The organism is Cryobacterium zongtaii (genome assembly GCF_002909375.1).
GTDB classification, from domain to species: Bacteria; Actinomycetota; Actinomycetes; order Actinomycetales; family Microbacteriaceae; genus Cryobacterium; species Cryobacterium zongtaii.
This window is the reverse complement of record NZ_PPXD01000021.1, coordinates 79959-98183: the sequence shown is the minus strand read 5'-3', so window position 1 is coordinate 98183 and position 18225 is coordinate 79959. Positions and strand designations below refer to the sequence as shown.

The 18225-nt window shown below is 68.2% G+C and carries 17 protein-coding genes and 1 riboswitch; of the genes, 5 read left to right on the top strand and 12 right to left on the bottom strand.

The annotated features are described in order from the left end of the window. Positions 1-642: bifunctional diaminohydroxyphosphoribosylaminopyrimidine deaminase/5-amino-6-(5-phosphoribosylamino)uracil reductase RibD (gene ribD / locus C3B61_RS13845; protein WP_244285940.1), on the bottom strand; the 642-nt coding region annotated here is incomplete at its 3' end. Positions 643-722: 80 nt separating this feature from the next. Further along, a riboswitch (FMN riboswitch) is annotated at positions 723-854 on the bottom strand. Positions 855-929: 75 nt separating this feature from the next. Then, positions 930-1832, bottom strand: a complete 903-nt coding sequence (locus tag C3B61_RS13840) for a sugar-binding transcriptional regulator (protein ID WP_088457859.1) — start codon at positions 1830-1832, stop codon at positions 930-932. A 254-nt stretch (positions 1833-2086) separates the two neighbouring features. Between C3B61_RS13840 and C3B61_RS13835 the strand changes: the two genes are divergently transcribed. The 3 genes from C3B61_RS13835 to glpK all read left to right on the top strand — a co-directional run bounded on the left by C3B61_RS13835 (position 2087) and on the right by glpK (position 6266). Further along, the gene (locus tag C3B61_RS13835) at positions 2087-3808 is read left to right on the top strand and encodes a glycerol-3-phosphate dehydrogenase/oxidase (protein WP_103461217.1); all 1722 of its coding nucleotides are present in this window, start codon (positions 2087-2089) and stop codon (positions 3806-3808) included. A gap of 117 nt (positions 3809-3925) precedes the next feature. After that, entirely contained in the window at positions 3926-4675 is a 750-nt protein-coding gene (locus C3B61_RS13830; protein WP_240632368.1) for an MIP/aquaporin family protein, read from the top strand. Positions 4676-4748: 73 nt separating this feature from the next. Further along, a complete protein-coding gene (gene glpK / locus C3B61_RS13825; protein ID WP_088455236.1) occupies positions 4749-6266 on the top strand; it encodes a glycerol kinase GlpK in 1518 nt (505 codons plus the stop codon). Between the two features lie 112 nt (positions 6267-6378). On the opposite strand, the gene C3B61_RS13820 is transcribed toward glpK, so the two are convergent. The 10 genes from C3B61_RS13820 to C3B61_RS13775 all read right to left on the bottom strand — a co-directional run bounded on the left by C3B61_RS13820 (position 6379) and on the right by C3B61_RS13775 (position 15699). Continuing rightward, the gene (locus C3B61_RS13820; RefSeq protein ID WP_103461216.1) at positions 6379-7125 is read right to left on the bottom strand and encodes an HAD family hydrolase; all 747 of its coding nucleotides are present in this window, start codon (positions 7123-7125) and stop codon (positions 6379-6381) included. Positions 7126-7171: 46 nt separating this feature from the next. After that, complete coding sequence (locus C3B61_RS13815; RefSeq protein ID WP_103461208.1) at positions 7172-7765, bottom strand: GNAT family N-acetyltransferase; 594 nt, start codon at positions 7763-7765, stop codon at positions 7172-7174. Then, the gene (gene trpS, locus C3B61_RS13810) at positions 7765-8769 is read right to left on the bottom strand and encodes a tryptophan--tRNA ligase (RefSeq protein WP_103461207.1); all 1005 of its coding nucleotides are present in this window, start codon (positions 8767-8769) and stop codon (positions 7765-7767) included. Before trpS ends, C3B61_RS13815 begins: the two co-directional genes overlap by 1 nt. A 52-nt stretch (positions 8770-8821) precedes the next feature. Beyond that, a complete protein-coding gene (locus C3B61_RS13805; RefSeq protein ID WP_088455239.1) occupies positions 8822-9679 on the bottom strand; it encodes an exodeoxyribonuclease III in 858 nt (285 codons plus the stop codon). Between the two features lie 41 nt (positions 9680-9720). Continuing rightward, a complete protein-coding gene (locus C3B61_RS13800) occupies positions 9721-10794 on the bottom strand; it encodes a YihY/virulence factor BrkB family protein (protein ID WP_103461206.1) in 1074 nt (357 codons plus the stop codon). A gap of 91 nt (positions 10795-10885) precedes the next feature. Beyond that, the gene (locus C3B61_RS13795; protein WP_088455241.1) at positions 10886-11647 is read right to left on the bottom strand and encodes a succinate dehydrogenase iron-sulfur subunit; all 762 of its coding nucleotides are present in this window, start codon (positions 11645-11647) and stop codon (positions 10886-10888) included. Then, positions 11647-13461: a succinate dehydrogenase flavoprotein subunit gene (gene sdhA, locus C3B61_RS13790; protein WP_241990479.1), complete on the bottom strand. Its 1815-nt coding sequence runs from the start codon at positions 13459-13461 to the stop codon at positions 11647-11649. Before sdhA ends, C3B61_RS13795 begins: the two co-directional genes overlap by 1 nt. Positions 13462-13487: 26 nt before the next feature. After that, complete coding sequence (locus C3B61_RS13785) at positions 13488-13940, bottom strand: succinate dehydrogenase hydrophobic membrane anchor subunit (RefSeq protein WP_088455242.1); 453 nt, start codon at positions 13938-13940, stop codon at positions 13488-13490. Positions 13941-13953: 13 nt separating this feature from the next. Next, positions 13954-14370: a succinate dehydrogenase, cytochrome b556 subunit gene (sdhC, locus tag C3B61_RS13780; protein ID WP_088455243.1), complete on the bottom strand. Its 417-nt coding sequence runs from the start codon at positions 14368-14370 to the stop codon at positions 13954-13956. A 174-nt stretch (positions 14371-14544) separates the two neighbouring features. Next, positions 14545-15699, bottom strand: coding sequence for a glycosyltransferase family 4 protein (locus C3B61_RS13775; RefSeq protein WP_103461205.1), 1155 nt, complete (start codon positions 15697-15699; stop codon positions 14545-14547). 78 nt (positions 15700-15777) lie between these two features. Here C3B61_RS13775 and C3B61_RS13770 point away from each other — a divergent pair, with 78 nt between their 5' ends. After that, on the top strand, positions 15778-16899 hold the full coding sequence (locus tag C3B61_RS13770) for a mannose-1-phosphate guanylyltransferase (protein WP_088455245.1): 1122 nt from the start codon (positions 15778-15780) through the stop codon (positions 16897-16899). A gap of 206 nt (positions 16900-17105) precedes the next feature. After that, positions 17106-18206 carry a BMP family lipoprotein gene (locus C3B61_RS13765; protein ID WP_103461204.1) on the top strand — a complete coding sequence of 367 codons (1101 nt, stop codon included), beginning with the start codon at positions 17106-17108 and terminating at the stop codon, positions 18204-18206. The last annotated feature ends 19 nt before the right edge of the window (positions 18207-18225 follow it).

Sequence of the window (18225 nt, the reverse complement as noted above, 5' to 3'; positions counted from 1 at the left end):
GTCGGCGGCGCGCGCGGTGAGCGACGGGTCGTCGGCCAGGGCGGTGCCGGTGCCCACCAGGATGGCGTCCGCGCGGGCGCGGCGCTCGTGCACGTCCCGCCGGGCGGCCGGGCCGGTGATCCACTGGCTGGTGCCGTCGGCGGCGGCGGCGCGGCCATCCAGGCTCGACGCCCACTTCACGGTCACGAACGGGCGGCCCAGGCGCGCAGAGACCAGCCAGTCGGCCAGGAAGGCCGCCACCTCGTCGGCGAGCAGGCCGCCGGCCACGTCGATGCCGGCCGCGCGCAGCCGGTCGCCGCCGCCCGACGAGTGCGGTCCGGGGTCGGCGACGGCGTAGACCACCCGGCCGATGCCGGCGTCGATGAGGGCCAGTGCGCACGGCCCGGTGCGGCCGGTGTGGTTGCAGGGTTCGAGGGTGACCACGGCGGTGGCGCCGCGGGCATCGGCCGGGTCGAGCCGGGCGAGGGCATCCACCTCGGCGTGGCAGGTGCCGGCGCCGCGGTGCCAGCCCTCGGCGATGATCTCGCCGGCCGGGCTGAGGATCACGCAGCCGACCCGGGGGTTGACCCCCTCGGCCGGGCCGTTGCCGGCCAGCTGCAGGGCTCGGCGCATCGCGCGCTCGAGCGTGTGCTGCTGGTGCATTCCCTGTCCCGTCGTTTGGGCGCTCCGGGAGGGGATTTCGCGTACGCGAAAACCGTCGACGGTCCACAACGAACCATCGACTCGTGCGCCTCCCATCCGGACTTTAACCGTCGGTGCTGGAATTTCACCAGCTCAACCGGGACCCGAAAAGCAGGTTCCAGCTCGCGGACTTTCACCGCCGGTTCGGATTCTCACCGACCCCGGAGCACGTATCTACTGTCAGTTATATCTCAACGCGTACCGGTCCGGCGTATTCCCGGCGTAACCCGACGACCTCCGCGGCTGGGTCAGGCGTTGGCGACCAGGGCCCGGGCGGTGCTCTCGTCCACGAACAAATCGGTGATCAGGTCGGCTTTCAACGCGCCGCGGAGGCTGGCAAGCTTGGCCGTTCCCGACACAACGCAGAGCCGTCGCGGGGTCTGCCTGAGTACCGTGAAGTCCGGGCCGGTGCCGCGGGCGTTCAGCTGGATGCCGTCGGTGGACCCGTCGGCCCGGTAGAAGATGGTGGCCACATCGCCCACTACCTCCGAGCGGCTGAGCGAGGCGTAGTCCGCCTCCTCGAGGTAGCCGCCGGCGTAGACGTGGCTGGGTACCTCGGAGAACGGCGAGCCGAGGCCGAACAGGGCCACGTCCATCCGGGACTGCATCTCGAGCAGCCGGCTCACGCTGCGTTCGCGCCAGAGGGCCTGCTTGGTGGCCGGGTTGTCGAAGAACGCCGGCACCGGGAACTGGTGGACGTGTGCGCCGAACGCGTAGCCGAACCGGCCGAGGATCTCGCTGGCGTAGCTGAGGCCGGTGGTGCGCATATTGCCGGCGCCGTTGAGCTGGATGATCTGCGACCCGTGGGTCTGCTTGGGTGTCACGTGACGGCTGATGGCGTTCATCGTGGACCCCCAGGCGATGCCCATCACCATGTTCGAGTCGAAGAACTGACCGAGAATCCGTGCAACCGAGAGGGCCACCCGCTCCAATCTGTCCACATCCGTGGCGTGATCGGGCACCGGAACGACGTGCGCGGTGATGTGGAAGCGCTCCTGGATGAGCAGTTCGAGGCGGCTCGGTGCGTCCAGCGGGGAGCGGATCTGGATGTCGACGAGGCCGGTCGCGCGGGCGTGACTGAGCAGGCGGGACACCGAGGAGCGGGAGGTGTGCAGCTCGTGGGCGATGGCATCCATGGTCAGGTCCTGCATGTAATACAGGTGCGCGGCCGTGAGGGCATCCCGCACCCGATCGGACTGCGCTGACTCGTCGACGAGGCTCACAGCCCCTCCTTGCACGTTTGTTCACCCGGCTTGACCGGATGTGATTGATCTACTCAAGCTTGATTAATCCATATGGAGGGCCCCCGCGCAAACCCGGCTGGGCCGTCCGCACCAATTCAGCCGAACAGCACAGGGTCATCCATCGGCCGAAGAACGAACAAAGGTAGTGAACAGTGCAGTCCATCCCCGTTTCCTCGCCCGCTGACTCCGCCCGATCCGCACTGGCCGCGCGTCCGTCGGCGAAGGTCCTCATCATCGGGGCCGGCATCAACGGCATCGCCACGTTCCGCGACCTGGCGCTGCAGGGCGTCGACGTCACCATCGTCGACAAGGGCGACTTCGTGTCCGGCGCCTCCGCGGCGTCCTCGCACATGATCCACGGCGGCATCCGTTACCTGGAGAACGGCGAATTCAGGCTCGTGAAGGAGTCGGTCACCGAGCGCAACGGGCTGCTCAAGATCGCCCCGCATTACGTCAAGCCGCTGAAGACCACGGTGCCGATGTTCTCCGCCCTGTCCGGGGTGCTCGCCGCGCCGCTGCGCTTCCTCACCCACAAGCAGGGCAAGGCGCAGGAGCGCGGCGCGCTGCTGATCAAGGTCGGCCTGGTGCTCTATGACTCCTTCTCCCGCGACGGCGGCTCGGTGCCCAAGCACGAGTTCCACGGCCGCAAGAAGTCGCTCGAACGCCTGCCGCGCCTGAACCCCGGCCTCAAGTACACCGCCACCTACTACGACGCGTCGATGCACGACCCGGAACGCCTCGCCCTTGACGTGCTCCGCGACGGTCTCGACACCGGCGCGCACGCCCGCGCCGCCAACTACGTCCAAGCTGTGGGCATGGATGCCGACGGCGTGCGCCTGCGCAACACCGTCACCGGCGAGGAATTCAGCTTCGCCGCCGACGTTGTCGTGAACACCTCCGGCCCGTGGACCGACCTGACCAACTCGGCGCTCGGCCAGGCCAGCACCTACATGGGCGGCACCAAGGGCTCGCACATCGTGCTCGACCACCCCGAACTGCTCGCCGCGACCGGCGGCGGGGAGATCTTCTTCGAGAACAACGACGGCCGCATCGTGCTGATCTACCCGCTCGCCGGCCGGGTGCTCATCGGCACCACCGATCTCGAGCACGACATGAGCCAGCCGATCCGCACCACCGAAGACGAGATCGACTACTTCTTCGACCTGGTCAAGCACGTCTTCCCCGACATCGTGGTGGACCGCTCGCACATCGTGTTCAGGTTCTCCGGGGTGCGTCCGCTGCCCCGGCACGATGACGAGGCGCCCGGCTTCGTGTCGCGGGACTACCGCATCGAGTCCAGCCCGTTGGGAGCGCGCCCCGGCACCCTGCTCAGCCTGGTCGGCGGCAAGTGGACCACCTTCCGCGCTCTGGCCGAACACCTCAGCGGTGACATCCTCACCCTGCTCGGCGTTCCGCGCACGGTGTCCACCGAGGGCCTCGCCATCGGCGGCGGCAAGGGCTACCCGGCCACCCCGGCCGCGCACACCGTCTGGCTCGCCGCCAACGGCGACGAGGTCGGCCGCCCCCGCGCCCAGGCCCTGCTCACCCGGTACGGCACCCGGGCCGGCGCGATCATCGACTTCCTGACCGAAGCCCCGGATGCGCCGCTTTCGCACAATCCGCTCTACACCCGCCGGGAGATCGAGTACCTGGCGCGCGAGGAGTCGGTCACCCACCTGATCGACCTGCTGCTGCGCCGCACCAGCCTGGCCTTCGTCGGCGGGCTCACCGTGGCGCTGCTCGACGAGCTGGCCGGGGTGCTCGCGCCCGTTCTGGGCTGGGATGCCGCCACCAGCGCCGACGAGGTGGCCCAGGCCAGCCGGGAGCTGCGTGAGGTGCACGGCGTCGACCTGGCCGCCACGGACGCGGTGAACGCGCTCTAGTTTTTCGAGGTGAGTTGCGGAGGACTTCTCCGCTCCTCACCGCTTGCTGCACGACGGTGTGCGCGGAACCTTCCGCGTGCGCTGAGAACACGAAAGGTCAATGTGGACAATCTCAGTGTGGTATTCCTCTCGGAGCTGGTGGGCACGGCCCTCCTGGTGCTCCTCGGCTGTGGCGTCGTCGCCAACGTCGCCCTCACGAAGACCAAGGGCTTCGGCGCCGGCTTCCTCATGGTCACCCTGGGGTGGGGCTTCGCGGTCTTCGCCGGTGTGATCGTCTCGTACAACTCCGGCGCCCACCTGAACCCGGCGGTGACGCTGGGCCTGGTGGCCTCTGGCGCGACCGAGTTCGGCTCCGGTGTGCCGGTGAACGTGCTGTCGGTGCTCGTGTACATCGCCGCCCAGATGCTCGGCGCGGTGCTCGGCGCTGTCGTGGTCTGGTTGGCGTACAAGCAGCACTTCGACCAGGAGCCCGACCCGGCGAACAAGCTCGGCGTGTTCGCCACCGGGCCGGCCATCCGTTCGTACGGCTGGAACCTGGTCACCGAGATCATCGGCACCTTCGTGCTGGTGCTGGTGATCATCGGCTTCAGTGACGGACGCCAGGGCGAAAACGGTGGCATGGCGGCGCTCGGTGCCCTGCCGGTGGCGTTCCTGGTGATTGTGATCGGCACCTCGCTGGGCGGGCCGACCGGCTACGCCATCAACCCGGCCCGTGACCTCGGCCCCCGCATCGCACACGCGCTGCTGCCGATCCCGGGCAAGCGCGGCTCCGACTGGGCCTACTCCTGGGTTCCCGTGGCCGGCCCGGTCATCGGCGGAGTGCTCGCCGGCTGGGCCTCGCTGGTGCTGCTGCCCATCCTCACCTGATCCTCCGGCATCCCGCCAGACCCTTTCCATCCCTCATCCCATTCCAACCACGTCCCGACACAGGAGTTCCGACATGAGTGACAAGTACATCTTCGCCATCGACCAGGGCACCACGAGCACCCGCGCCATCATCTTCGACCACGCCGGCTCGATCATCTCCACCGGCCAGCTCGAGCACGAACAGATCTTTCCCCGCGCCGGCTGGGTCGAGCACGACCCGATGGAGATCTGGGGCAACACCCGCCAGGTCATCGGCCAGGCCCTGTCCAAGGCCAACCTCACCCGGCACGACATCGAGGCCGTCGGCATCACCAACCAGCGCGAGACCGCCGTGGTCTGGGACCGCACCACCGGCCTTCCGGTCTACAACGCCATCGTCTGGCAGGACACCCGCACCCAGCCCATCGTCGACCGTCTCGCCGCGGATGGTGGCGGTGACAGGTTCAAGGCCACCGTGGGCCTGCCGCTGGCGACCTACTTCTCCGGCACCAAGATCGTCTGGATCCTGGAGAACGTGGAGGGCGCCCGTGAGAAGGCCGAGCGCGGCGACCTGATGTTCGGCACCACCGACTCCTGGGTGCTCTGGAACCTCACCGGCGGCCTGGAGGGCGGCGTGCACGCCACCGACGTCACCAACGCCAGCCGTACCCTGTTCATGAACCTCGAGACCCTCGAATGGGACGACGAAATCCTGGCTGCCTTTGGCGTTCCGCGCTCGATGATGCCGGAAATCCGCTCCTCCAGCGAGGTCTACGGCACCGTCAACGAGCACAGCCTGCTGCGTGAGGTGCCCATCGCGGGCATCCTCGGTGACCAGCAGGCCGCCACGTTCGGCCAGGCCGCCTTCGACCAGGGTGAGGCGAAGAACACCTACGGCACCGGTAACTTCCTGATCTTCAACACCGGCACCGACATCATCCACTCCAAGAACGGCCTGCTCACCACCCTGGGCTACAAGCTCGGCGACGCCGAACCGCACTACGCGCTGGAGGGGTCGATCGCCGTCACCGGGTCGCTCATCCAGTGGCTGCGCGACAACCTCGGGCTGATCAATTCGGCGAGCGAGATCGAGACCCTTGCCGCCACCGTGGACGACAACGGCGGCGCCTACTTCGTGCCGGCGTTCAGCGGCCTGTTCGCGCCGTACTGGCGCGCGGATGCCCGCGGCGCCCTGGTGGGACTGACCCGGTTCGTGAACAAGGGCCACATCGCCCGGGCGGCGCTGGAGGCCATCGCGTTCCAGACCCGTGAGGTCATCGACGCGGTCAACGCGGACTCCGGGGTGCCGCTGACCGAGCTCAAGGTCGACGGCGGCGCCACCGGCAACAACCTGCTGCTGCAGTTCCAGGCCGACATCCTCGGCGTGCCCGTGGTGCGCCCGGTCGTGGCCGAGACCACCGCGCTCGGCGCCGCGTACGCGGCCGGCCTGGCCGTGGGCTTCTGGAGCGGCCTGGGCGAACTGCGAGCCAACTGGCAGGAAGACGCCCGCTGGGAGCCCGACATGGAGGACGCCGAGCGCGAGCGCCTGCTGCGCAACTGGAAGAAGGCCGTCACCAAGACCCTCGACTGGGTCGACGAAGACGTCCTCTAGCCGACCGCCGCATCCGCCGCTCTTCCGAGCTGTGCGGGTGCGGCGCCGCTATGCGGGTGGCGCGCCACCCGCATAGCGGCGCCTGCCCCGCATATCGCGGCGCCGCCCCCGGCTAGCGCGGCGCGAGGAGCTGCGGCAGGGCGTCGAGGGTGGTGAGGCGGATGACGCCCAGCCGGCGGGCCTCGGCGAGGTCGTCCTCTGGCGGGCGAGGGCCGGCCGTGCCGACCCGGTCCAGCCACACGCCGGTCAGCCCAGCGGCGGCGGCGCCGATGGCATCGGTGCGCAGCCGGTCGCCCACGTACACGGAAGCGCCAGGGTCGGCGCCGAACAGGGCGCAGGCGTGCAGGAAGATCTCCGGCCGGGGTTTGCTCAGGCCGAACTCGGCCGAGGCCACCACGTGCTCCACCCGCGCGTCCAGGCCCGTGTCGGCCAGCTTGACGCTCTGGTAGGCGAGCTCCCCGTTGGTGATCAGGCCGAAGCCCACGCCGGGCATGCGCCGGGCCAGCTCGTCGAGACAGGGCAGTGCGTCTTCGTGCAACCGCCAGTGCGCCCGGTAGTGCACGAAATAGTCCTCGAACCAGGCACCGGCCTCTGCGTCGGTCAGAGTCACGCCGTGTGCGGCCGCGAAGTCGCGGGCCCTGGCGCTGCGCTGCCCCGCGAAGTCCAGATCGCCGGCGAGGTAGGCGTGATAGTGCTGCTCCTCGAGCGCGTTCCAGAGCGCCACGACGGCGTGCGGGTCGGCGGTCGCGCCCCGGCCGCCCTGCGCGGCGATGTGCCCGAGGATGCCGTCGGCCACGGCCGCCCGGTGCGCGAACAGGGTGTCGTCCAGGTCGAACAGCACCAGGGCGGGCACTGTCACGGCAGTCTCACCGGCCACAGGCGCCCCAGGGCGGGCACGGCGCCCGTCACGCGCCCACGACCTCGGCCGGCCAGCCCGCGGGCGGTGTGCGGTCGTCGGCGGCGCGGAGCGCACCCTTCCACGACGGCGGATGCGTCCCGTCGCGGTACGCGATTCCGGCGGGTCCCTGTCCGGTGTAACGGAACCCTGCCTTCCGGGCGGCCCGGGCCGACGCGAGATTGCCGGCGACGCACTCCCAGTGCACGCTGTCGCAGAGGCCGGTGCTGAAGCCCCAGTCCAGCACCAACCGTTGGGCCTCCACCATCATGCCCCGGCCACGGTGGGCTGCACCCAACCAGAACCCGATCGAACCGGCACGCTCCGCCGCATCCCCGGCCGGCACGCTCAGGCTGATCACGCCGAGAAGCTCCGGCGCCGCAGAACCGCGTACAGCCCAGGTGCATTCCTGGTCGTTCGCCCAGGCCGACGGCACGTACCCGCTGATGAAACCCGTCGCGTCCTCGAGCCGGTACGGCCAGGGCAGGCGGGCCAGATACTGCGGCATCACCTGGTCCTGGCAGTACTCGAACACCCGCTGGGCATCGTCCGGGCGCGGTTGGTCCAGCCGCAGCAACGGCGAGGACAGCTCGACGGGGTGCATCAGCGCCGCGCCAGGAAACCCATCCGGTCGAACGCGGTCGCCAGGGTGACATCGGCCACGGCGGCAGCCCGGTCGGCGTTGGCGGCGAGGATCCGGTCGAGTTCGGCCGGGTCGTCGAGCAGCTCGAGCACCCGGCCGCGGATCGTGCCGAAGGTCTCGGTGACCACCTCGGCCAGGCCCTTCTTGAAGTCGCCGTAACCGCGACCCGCGTACTCGTCCTCGAGGGACTGGATGGAGCGCTCCGCCATCACGGAGTAGATCGTGAGCAGGTTGGCGACCCCGGGCTTGTTCTCCCGGTCGAAGACCACACCGCCCTCGGCGTCGGTCACGGCCCGCATGATCTTCTTGGCCGTCACCGAAGGCTCGTCGAGCATCCAGATCACGCCGGCGTGCGACTCGGCTGACTTCGACATCTTCGCGGTCGGGTTCTGCAGGTCATAGATCTTCGCGGTGTCGCGGATGATGCTGGCCGTCGGCACCGTGAAGGTGTCGCCGAAGCGGGAGTTGAACCGGGCGGCCAGGTCGCGGGTGAGCTCGACGTGCTGGCGCTGGTCCTCACCCACCGGCACGATCTCGGTCTGGAACAGCAGGATGTCCGCGGCCATCAGCACCGGGTAGGCGAACAGGCCCACCGTGGTGGCGTCGGCGCCCTGCTTGATCGACTTGTCCTTGAACTGGGTCATCCGGCTGGCCTCGCCGAAGCCGGTGAGGGTGTTCAGCGCCCAGGCCAGCTGCGCGTGCGCGGCCACGTGCGACTGCACGTACAGCGTCGACGCGGACGGGTCGATTCCCGCCGCGATGTACTGCGCGGCCGTGGCGCGGGTGTTCTCCCTCAGCTTGGCCGGGTCCTGCGCCACGGTGATGGCGTGCAGGTCCACGATCGAGAAGAACGCGTCGTGGGTCTGCTGCAGTTTCTTCCAGTTCAGCAGCGCACCGATGTAGTTGCCGATCTGCAGCGAGTCTGCGGAGGGCTGCATGCCGGAGTAGAGGCGGGTCTTGGTCATGAGGGAGTGTCTTTCGTCAAAAATGAGGCCGCGCGAGCGGCGAAAAAGAGGATCAGATGGCGTAGTCGACGACCACGGGAGCGTGGTCGGACCAGCGCTGGTCGTAGGCATCCGCCCGGTCGACGGTGTAGTTGACGACGGATGCCGCCAGCGCGGGCGTCGCGAGCTGGTAGTCGATGCGCCAGCCGGTGTCGTTGTCGAACGCCTGGCCGCGCCAGGACCACCAGGTGAACGGCCCGTCCATCTCGCCGGCGGCCTTGCGGCCCACGTCGACCCAGCCCAGGCCCGCGCCGTTGTTGTAGTCGGCCTCGTCCTCGGCGCCGAGGATGCGGTCGAAGTAGGCGCGCTCCTCGGGCAGGAAGCCGGCCCGCTTGACGTTGCCCTTCCAGTTCTTGATGTCGAACTTGCGGTGCCCCACGTTGAGGTCGCCGAGCACGACGACCCTCTCGCTGTGCGCGGCCAGTTCGGGCAGCCGGGTGAGCATGGAGTCGAGGAAGGTGAACTTCTCCACCTGCTTGGGGGTGTCCACCTCGCCGGAGTGCACGTAGGTGCTCACCACGGTGACGATGGTGCCGTTGACCTCGTAGTCGGCCTCGAGCCAGCGGCCGGCGCTGTCGAAGTCGGGGTGGCCCAGTTCGACCCGGTGGATCGAGGCGGTCTTTCGGCTGGCGATGGCCACGCCGGCGCGGCCCTTGGCGGTGGCGGGGTCGTGCAGGATGTTCCAGTCCGGGCCGAGCAGACCCTCGATGTCTTCGGTCGAGGCGCGCACCTCCTGGATCGCGAGGATGTCGACGTCGCGGGTGGCGAGCCAGTCGCCCATGCCCTTGCGGAACGCGGCACGGATGCCGTTGGTGTTGATGCTGGCGATGCGCAAGGGGCGGGTGGTCTCGGATGCGGGAGAAGACGGCATGCGCCGATTCTACCGAGTGCAGCCGACCCGGGCCGGGGCGATTACCGTTCCGCGGGCTCGCTGACGCCGTATTTTTCGGCCCGCTGCTTGGCCTTCCGCAGCCGTCGGTTGCTGCCGGGTCGCTGCAACCAGGATGCGCTCTCCCGCGCCAGCCTGGCCTGCCGCAGCTCCACGGTGGCAGCCAGACGCAGCGCCTCCGCTTCCTTCTGGTCGGTCAGCTTCTTGGCCTCGTCGGCGCTCAGCGTGGACGGCGGGATGCCGGCGTCCTGCATGCCGACGGCGATCCAGGCCGCGGAGATCAGGGTGACCGTGGAGGTGAGGTTGAACCAAATCAGCAGACCGATGATCAGCGCGAAGCCGGCCAGCAGCGGGTTCCGGGCCGCGCCGCCGAGCAGGGCGGCGCCGAGTACCTTGAGCACACCCAGCGCCACGGCGCCGAGCACCGAGCCGACCAGCAGGTTCCGGAGCGGGATGCGCACCCTGGAGAGCACCCTGAACAGGGCGGCGAGGGTGATGGTGTCGATGATCAGCACGATCAGCAGGGCCACGGCCTGGCTCGACGCGACGAACCAGAACGAGTCGGTGCCCTGGCCGAGCAGGCGGAGGAACCCGCGGAGGAGTTCCGTGCTGATGATCGAGATGACGGCCGACACGACCAGGGCGAGGCCGAAGGCCAGGCCGAGGCCGAGTTCGCGCAGCTTGACCAGCACGAAGAAGGTGGTCTCCTGGCCCATCCCGAAGATGCCGCGAACGGCCTGGGAGGTGGTGTTCAGCCAGCCGAGGGTCGTCGCGAGCAGGCCGATGAGCGCGATGGCGCTGGCCCAGGTGAGGGCGCCGGTGTCGCCGAGGGTATCGGGGTCGATCACCCCACCCTCTTCAATCAGCCCGGGAACCGACTGGTTGATGATCACGAACAGTTGATCCATCAGGGCAGGATTGCTCGCCAACCAGATCCCGGCGACGGAGAAGACCAGCCACAGGGCGGCGAAGATCGCGAAGATCGCCTGGTAGGCCATGCCCGCGGCCAGCACCGGCCCGCGGCTCTGGTTGAAATGGGTGAACACTCGAACGGGGCGGGTGTTCGTGATGCGCGTGACGATGTCGCCGATCTTCATCGCTCCAGCCTAGCCAGCGCGCGCAGCCGCCCAGGGCGGTTAACGACGAACGGCGGCCCGTGGGCCGCCGTTCGTTAGGAGTCCGTAAGAGTTACGGCTTGCCACGCATGATGGCCTGTTTGACCTCGGCGATGGCCTGAGTCACCTGGATTCCGCGCGGGCAGGCCTCGGTGCAGTTGAAGGTCGTGCGGCAACGCCAGACGCCTTCCCTGTCGTTGAGGATGTCCAGGCGCACGGCGGCATTCTCGTCGCGGGAGTCGAAGATGAACCTGTGTGCGTTCACGATCGCGGCGGGCCCGAAGTACTGTCCGTCGGTCCAGAACACCGGGCAGCTCGACGTGCACGCGGCACAGAGGATGCACTTGGTGGTGTCGTCGAAGCGTTCACGCTGAGCGACGGTCTGGATGCGCTCCTTGCCGTCCTTGGGCGTGTTCTGTGCCATCAGGAACGGCTGCACCTCGCGGAAGGACGCGAAGAACGGCTCCATGTCCACGATCAGGTCCTTCTCCAGCGGCAGGCCCTTGATGGCCTCCACCGTCACCGGCTTGGTGATGTCGAGGTCCTTGATCAGGGTCTTGCAGGCCAAACGGTTCCGCCCGTTGATCCGCATCGCGTCGGACCCGCAGATGCCGTGCGCGCAGGACCGGCGGAAGCTCAAGCTACCGTCCTGTTCCCACTTGATCTTGTGCAGGGCGTCCAGGATGCGGTCCGTCGCGTACATTTCGACGTCGTAGTTCTCCCAGTGCGGGTCTTCGTCGATTTCGGGGTTGAAGCGTCGCACCGACAGGGTGACCGTGAACGAGGCGATCTCGTCGGGAACCGCGGGGGGCGATTCGAGGGTGGGGGTGCTCACTAGTACTTCCTCTCCATCGGCTGGTAGCGCGTAATGGTCACGGGCTTCCAGTCGAGCGAAATGTGGTCGGCAGCATCCGCGGACAGGGCGTCACCCGACAGGTAGGCCATGGTGTGCTGCAGGTAGTTGACGTCGTCGCGCAGGGGGTAGTCGTCGCGCATGTGGCCGCCGCGGCTCTCCTTGCGGTTGCGGGCGGAGTACACGACGACCTCGGCCAGGTCGAGCAGGAAGCCCAGCTCAACGGCCTCGAGCAGGTCGGTGTTGAACCGGCGGCCCTTGTCCTGCACGCCGATGTTCTTGTAGCGCTCGCGCAGGGTGTGGATGGTCTCGGTGACCTCACGGAGGGACTCGTCGGTGCGGAACACCTGCGCCTTCTCGTCCATGATCTCCTGCAGCTCCCGGCGGAGCACGGCGATGCGCTCGGTACCAGTGGAGGTGCGGATGGTGGTCAGGAGTTCGCGCACGAACTTGGCCGGGTCCTCGGGCAGCGGCACGAACTCGGCCGTCTTGACGTACTCGACGGCGTTGTTGCCGGCGCGCTTGCCGAACACGTTGATGTCCAGCAGCGAGTTGGTGCCGAGCCGGTTGGAGCCGTGCACCGAGACGCAGGCGCACTCGCCGGCGGCGTAGAGGCCGGGCACGACGGTGGTGTTATCGCGCAGCACCTCCGCCTTGACGTTGGTCGGGATGCCGCCCATGGCGTAGTGCGCGGTGGGCATCACCGGCACCGGCTCGGTGACGGGGTCCACGCCGAGGTAGGTGCGGGCGAACTCGGTGATGTCGGGCAGCTTGGTCTCGAGCACCTCAGCGCCCAGGTGGGTGCAGTCCAGGTACACGTAGTCCTTGTTGGGCCCGGCGCCGCGGCCCTCCGCGACCTCCTTGACCATGCAGCGGGCCACGATGTCACGCGGGGCGAGGTCCTTGATGGTGGGCGCGTAGCGCTCCATGAACCGCTCGCCGGAGGCGTTCCGCAGGATCGCGCCCTCACCGCGGGCACCCTCGGTGAGCAGGATGCCCAGGCCGGCCAGGCCGGTCGGGTGGAACTGGAAGAACTCCATGTCCTCCAGCGGCAGGCCCTTGCGCCAGATGATGCCCACACCGTCGCCGGTGAGGGTGTGCGCGTTGGACGTCGTCTTGTAGATCTTGCCGAAACCGCCGGTGGCGAAGATGAACGCCTTGCCGGAGAAGACGTGCAGCTCACCGGTGGACAGGTCGTAGGCGACCACGCCGGACGGCTGGTCGACGCCGTCGACGTTGGTCATGATCAGGTCGAGCACATAGAACTCGTTGAAGAAGTTGATGCCGCGTTTGACGCAGTTCTGGTACAGGGTCTGCAGGATCATGTGGCCGGTGCGGTCGGCGGCGTAGCAGGCGCGGCGCACCGGACTCTTACCGTGGTCGCGGGTGTGACCGCCGAAGCGGCGCTGGTCGATCTTTCCCTCAGGGGTGCGGTTGAACGGCAGGCCCATGTTCTCGAGGTCGATGACGGCGTCGATGGCTTCCCTGGCGAGGATCTCCGCGGCGTCCTGGTCGACGAGGTAGTCGCCGCCCTTGACGGTGTCGAATGTGTGCCACTCCCAGTTGTCTTCCTCCACGTTCGCCAGCGCGGCAGCCATGCCGCCCTGCGCTGCGCCGGTGTGCGACCGGGTGGGGTAGAGCTTGGAGATCACGGCGGTGGATGCGTTCGGTCCGGCCTCGATGGCGGCTCGCATGCCCGCCCCTCCAGCCCCGATGATCACGATGTCGAACTGGTGGTAGTGCACCCCGTCGACGATGGTGGACTCGGGCATGTTGGTCACAGGTGCATCCGTCATGAAAGTTTTTGCAGCTCCTCGAGGGCCTAAACGGCCTGGCAGAAAGTGGGCAGAAGGTCGGCGGGCTGGCCGGCCGGGCAGGCGTCGAAGGTGAACACCACGAGCGTGCCGAGAACGATCAGGATGACCACGGCGGCGAGGATCGACGATTTGAGGATGCCGCGGCTGATGCGCGTCGTGGCGTAGTCGTTCACGAGGGTGCGCATGCCGTTGCCGCCGTGGATCAGGGCGAGCCAGAGCATCGCCACGTCCCACCACTGCCAGAACGGGTTGGACAGCTTGCCGGCGACGAAGGCGAAGTTCAGCGCGCTGACGCCCTCGCCCACCATCAGGTTCACGAAGAGGTGGCCGAAGATCAGCACGATCAGCACGACGCCGGAGACGCGCATGTAGATCCAGCCCCACTTCTCCCAGTTCACGCCGTTCTTGCGGGGGCTGCGGGAGTACGGGCTGCGGGGGGCGACGATTGTCGAGGTCATTTTCGGTCGCCTCCTAGTGGCTGAACACGTTGATCAGGTGGCGGGGCAGGAAGGCGATCATGGTGATCACCCAGAGCCCGATCACGACGTAGAAGAGCACCCGCTGGTGCTTCGCGTTCCAGAAGTCGATGGCGATGATGCGCAGGCCGTTGAAGGCGTGGAACACGATCGCGGCGACCAGGCCGGCCTCGCCCAGCCCCATGATGGGGGTCTGGTACTGGCTGATCACGGCGTTGTACGCCTCGGGGCTGACCCGCACGAGGGCGGTGTCGAGGATGTGCACGAGGAGGAAGAAGAAGATCGCCACCCCGGTGATCCGGTGCAGGACCCAGGACCACATGCCCTCACGGCCGCGGTAAAGCGTTCCGGCCGGACGACGCGAGGTCGTCTTCCGCTGAGCTGTCAGGGCCTCTGCCGAATTCTGTGGCATGACCAACCCTCCCTGGCTGAGTCGTGACCCCTGCTGAACGAGGTGTCATCGTTGAACAAACACGTATCGTCAGTCTATATCTTGACGGCGAGATAAGTCTGGTTAGGGGTGCCTAACCGGGTGGGCAGCCGCCGGTGACCAGAGGCTTTATACCCGCATCAAGGCTAGTGCGGATCAGCGACGTTGCGCGGCCGGAACCAGGGTTTCCGCCCGCACGGCGAGGCTTTCGTCGATGACCTGCGTGTAGAACCCGAACAGCGTGGCGCAGACGGTTTCCCAGCTGCGGCCGAGCACCGCCCGCCGGCCCGCCTCGCCCATCCGGTGCCGCAGCGGAGCATCGGTGACCAGCGCGGCCACGTGCCGGCGCAGGTCCCTGTCGTCGTCCGGAGTGAACAGGAACCCGTCGGTGCCGTGCTCGATGAGGTCGATCGGGCCACCGGCGCGCGGCGCCACCACGGGCAGTCCGGCGGCGTGCGCCTCCTGCAGGGTCTGTCCGAAGGTCTCCTCTGTACCGGCGTGCAGGAACACGTCGAAGCTGGCGTACGCCGCCGCGAGCTCGGCGCCGGCGAGCCGGCCCAGCCAGGTCACCGGCATTCCCGCCAGAGCCTTGGCCACCAGGGGAGTGGACGGCCCGTCGCCGACCAGGGCGATGCTGATCCCGCGCAGGCCGCTGAGTGCCCGGAACCTTTCCACCTGCTTCTCCGGGGCGATCCGGCCGACGTACCCGATCACCACCTCGCCGTTGGGCGCCAGCCGCCGGCGCAACGCCGCCACCTCCGGGCCGTGCCGGGTGTTGGGGTGGTAGCTCTCCAGGTCCACGCCCCTGGTCCACCGGTCCAGGCGCTGCACGCCGATGCGGCGGAGGTCGCTCATCGACGCCGTGGACGGCACCAGGGTCAGGTCGGCGCCGTCGTGCACCCACTTCACGAACCGCCAGGCCAGCCCGGTCGCCTGGCCGAGGTGGTTGCGGCTGGCGTAACCGGCCACATCCGTCTGGAACACGGCAACGCTCGGCACGCCCAGGCGCCGGGCGGCCGCGATGCCCTGCGCGCCGAGGAGGAACGGTGACGCCGCGTGCAGCACGTCCGGCGCGAAGTCGGCCAGCAGCCCCAACACCCGCGGATTGGGCAGGCCGACGGGAAACTGCCGATAGGAGAGGGCGGGCACGGTGTGCACAGGAAAGCCGGCGTAACTCGGCGGGGCGCCGAACGGGGCGATCACCATGGCCTCGTGGCCCTGGCGGCGCAGCTCGTCGAGCACCTTGCAGACGCTCGTGGTGACCCCGCTGATGGTGGGGAGGAAGCTTTCGCTGACGACGGCAACCCTCATGCCGCCACAGTAGACAGCCCGCACGTCTGTGCGGTGAACCCTGGATGAACGGGGCCGACGGACCGGTAGTCTGGCGCAATGTCCCACTCCAGCGATGCCCTCGCCCGCTTCTACAGTGTGATCCCCGCCGGCGGGATCGGATCCAGGCTCTGGCCGCTGTCCCGCGCCGACGCGCCCAAGTTCCTGCACGACCTCACCGGCAGCGGGCAGACGCTGTTGCGCGCCACCTGGGACCGGCTCGCACCGCTGTCCGGCGACCAGCGCATCATGGTCGTCACCGGGCGGGCGCACCGGGCCGCCGTCGAGGAGCAGCTGCCGGAGCTCGGGGACCTGAACGTGGTCCTGGAGAGCGAACCGCGGGACTCCTCGGCCGCGATCGGCCTGGCCGCCGCGATCCTCGAACGCCGCGAACCCGGCGTGATCATCGGCTCCTTCGCCGCCGACCACGTCATCAAGGGCCCCGCGGCGTTCCGCCAGGCCGTCGTGGAGGCCATCGTCGCCGCCGACACCGGTCTGATCGTCACCATCGGCATCCAGCCCACCGAGCCGGCGATCGGTTTCGGTTACATCAAGACCGGCGCGGCCCTGTCCATCGACGGCGCCCCGAGCGCCCAGTCGGTCAATTCGTTCGTGGAGAAGCCCAGCCCGGCCACCGCCAAGCGCTACCTCTCCAGCGGGCAGTACCTCTGGAACGCCGGCATGTTCATCGCCCGCGCCGACAGGCTGCTCGAGGAGATCGGCGCGAGCGAGCCCGAGCTGCTCGCCGGGCTGCTCGAGCTGGCCGAGGCGTGGGACACCCCGCGCCGCGGCGCCGTCGTCGACCAGGTCTGGCCCAAGCTCAAGAAGATCGCCATCGACTACTCCGTGGCCGAGCCCGCCGCCGCGAAGGGCAAACTGGCCGTGATCCCCGGCCAGTTCGACTGGGATGACGTGGGAGACTTCGCGTCGATCGCCAAGATCCACGCCAACGGCCGCAAGCGCGACCTGGCGATCCTCGGTGAGGGCGCCCGGGTGCTGGCCGACTCCTCCAGCGGAATCGTCGTCAGCCACACCAAGCGCATGATCGCTCTGATCGGCGTCGACGACATCGTCGTCGTGGACACCCCCGACGCCCTGCTGGTGACGACAAGCGCCAACGCCCAGAAGGTCAAGGCCGTCGTCGACGCGCTGCGGCTCTCGGGCAGCTCAGACGTCCTGTAGCTGCGGGCGGCCTCGGCCGCGAGAGTTTCTCAGGAATAGGCCCGGTAGATGACCATTTGTGTCGGCGCGATTTCGAGAATGTCGCGGCTTGATAACCTTTTGGCTACAGTGTCGGTTTGCTCATCTGAGCAGGGCTCTTCTGGGTAACGTGTAGACCATATACCAGCCCGTGCGATCTCACGCCGGGCCTCATCTGGAGGTCAATCTTGACAATCACGACCCGCAAGGCAACGCTCGGCGGCCTTGCCTCACTCGGCGTTCTCGCTCTGCTCGCGGCGTGTGCGCCGGCCCCCACCGAGGACGGCGGCGGCGACGCTGCCACATCGGACTTCCTGCCCTGCATCGTCTCCGACTTCGGTGGCTTCGACGACAAGTCCTTCAACCAGTCCAGCTTCGAGGGCATCTCCCAGGCCTCCGAGGAACTCGGTGTCGAGTTCAAGCAGGCCGAGTCCACCTCTGAGGACCAGTACACCGGCAACGTGACCAGCATGGTCGACCAGGGTTGCAACTTCATCCTCACCGTCGGTTTCGCCCTGGCCAACGCCACCCGCGACGCGGCCCAGGAGAACAGCGATGTGCAGTTCGCCCTCATCGACTCCACCCTCTCCAACGATGACTTCAGCCCGCTGACGCTCGAGAACGTGAAGCCGGTCGTCTACGACACCGCGCAGGCCGCATTCCTGGCCGGCTACCTGGCCGCAGGAACCACCAAGACCGGCACCGTCGGCACCTTCGGTGGCATGCAGTACCCGTCGGTCACCATCTTCATGGACGGCTTCGCCGACGGCATCGCCTACTACAACACCGAAAAGGGCACCGACGTCAAGCTCACCGGCTGGTCGAAGGAATCCCAGGAGGGCCTGTTCGCCGGTGGCTTCGATGACATCAGCGCCGGCAAGACCCTCAGCCAGGGCCTGATCGACGCCGGTGCGGACATCATCCTCCCGGTCGCCGGCCCGCTCTTCCAGGGCACCGCACAGGCCATCGCCGAGTCCGGCAAGGACGTCGCCATCGTCGGTGTCGACAGCGACCTGTTCGAGACCACGCCCGAGTTCGCCGCGCTGTACCTCACCTCCATCATGAAGTCGATGACGGATGCGACCGACGCGATCATCACCGACGCGGCAAACGGCGAATTCAGCTCCGACCCGTACATCGGAACCCTCGAGAACGAGGGTGTCGGCCTGGCCCCGCTGCACGACTGGGAGTCCAAGGTCGACCCCGCCCTGGTCACCGAGATCGACGACCTCAAGGCACAGATCATCAGCGGCGACATCGTCGTGACCAGCGACGCCACGCCCAAGTAACACCCCGTTTCACCCAGCA

Coding starts and splice junctions, on each gene's coding strand:
- C3B61_RS13840 (WP_088457859.1), bottom strand. CDS start 1,832: ATGCAGGACCTGACCATGGATGCCATCGCCCACGAGCTGCACACCTCC.
- glpK (WP_088455236.1), top strand. CDS start 4,749: ATGAGTGACAAGTACATCTTCGCCATCGACCAGGGCACCACGAGCACC.
- C3B61_RS13815 (WP_103461208.1), bottom strand. CDS start 7,765: ATGCACCCCGTCGAGCTGTCCTCGCCGTTGCTGCGGCTGGACCAACCG.
- trpS (WP_103461207.1), bottom strand. CDS start 8,769: ATGACCAAGACCCGCCTCTACTCCGGCATGCAGCCCTCCGCAGACTCG.
- C3B61_RS13805 (WP_088455239.1), bottom strand. CDS start 9,679: ATGCCGTCTTCTCCCGCATCCGAGACCACCCGCCCCTTGCGCATCGCC.
- C3B61_RS13800 (WP_103461206.1), bottom strand. CDS start 10,794: ATGAAGATCGGCGACATCGTCACGCGCATCACGAACACCCGCCCCGTT.
- sdhA (WP_241990479.1), bottom strand. CDS start 13,461: ATGACGGATGCACCTGTGACCAACATGCCCGAGTCCACCATCGTCGAC.
- C3B61_RS13785 (WP_088455242.1), bottom strand. CDS start 13,940: ATGACCTCGACAATCGTCGCCCCCCGCAGCCCGTACTCCCGCAGCCCC.
- sdhC (WP_088455243.1), bottom strand. CDS start 14,370: ATGCCACAGAATTCGGCAGAGGCCCTGACAGCTCAGCGGAAGACGACC.
- C3B61_RS13775 (WP_103461205.1), bottom strand. CDS start 15,699: ATGAGGGTTGCCGTCGTCAGCGAAAGCTTCCTCCCCACCATCAGCGGG.
- C3B61_RS13770 (WP_088455245.1), top strand. CDS start 15,778: ATGTCCCACTCCAGCGATGCCCTCGCCCGCTTCTACAGTGTGATCCCC.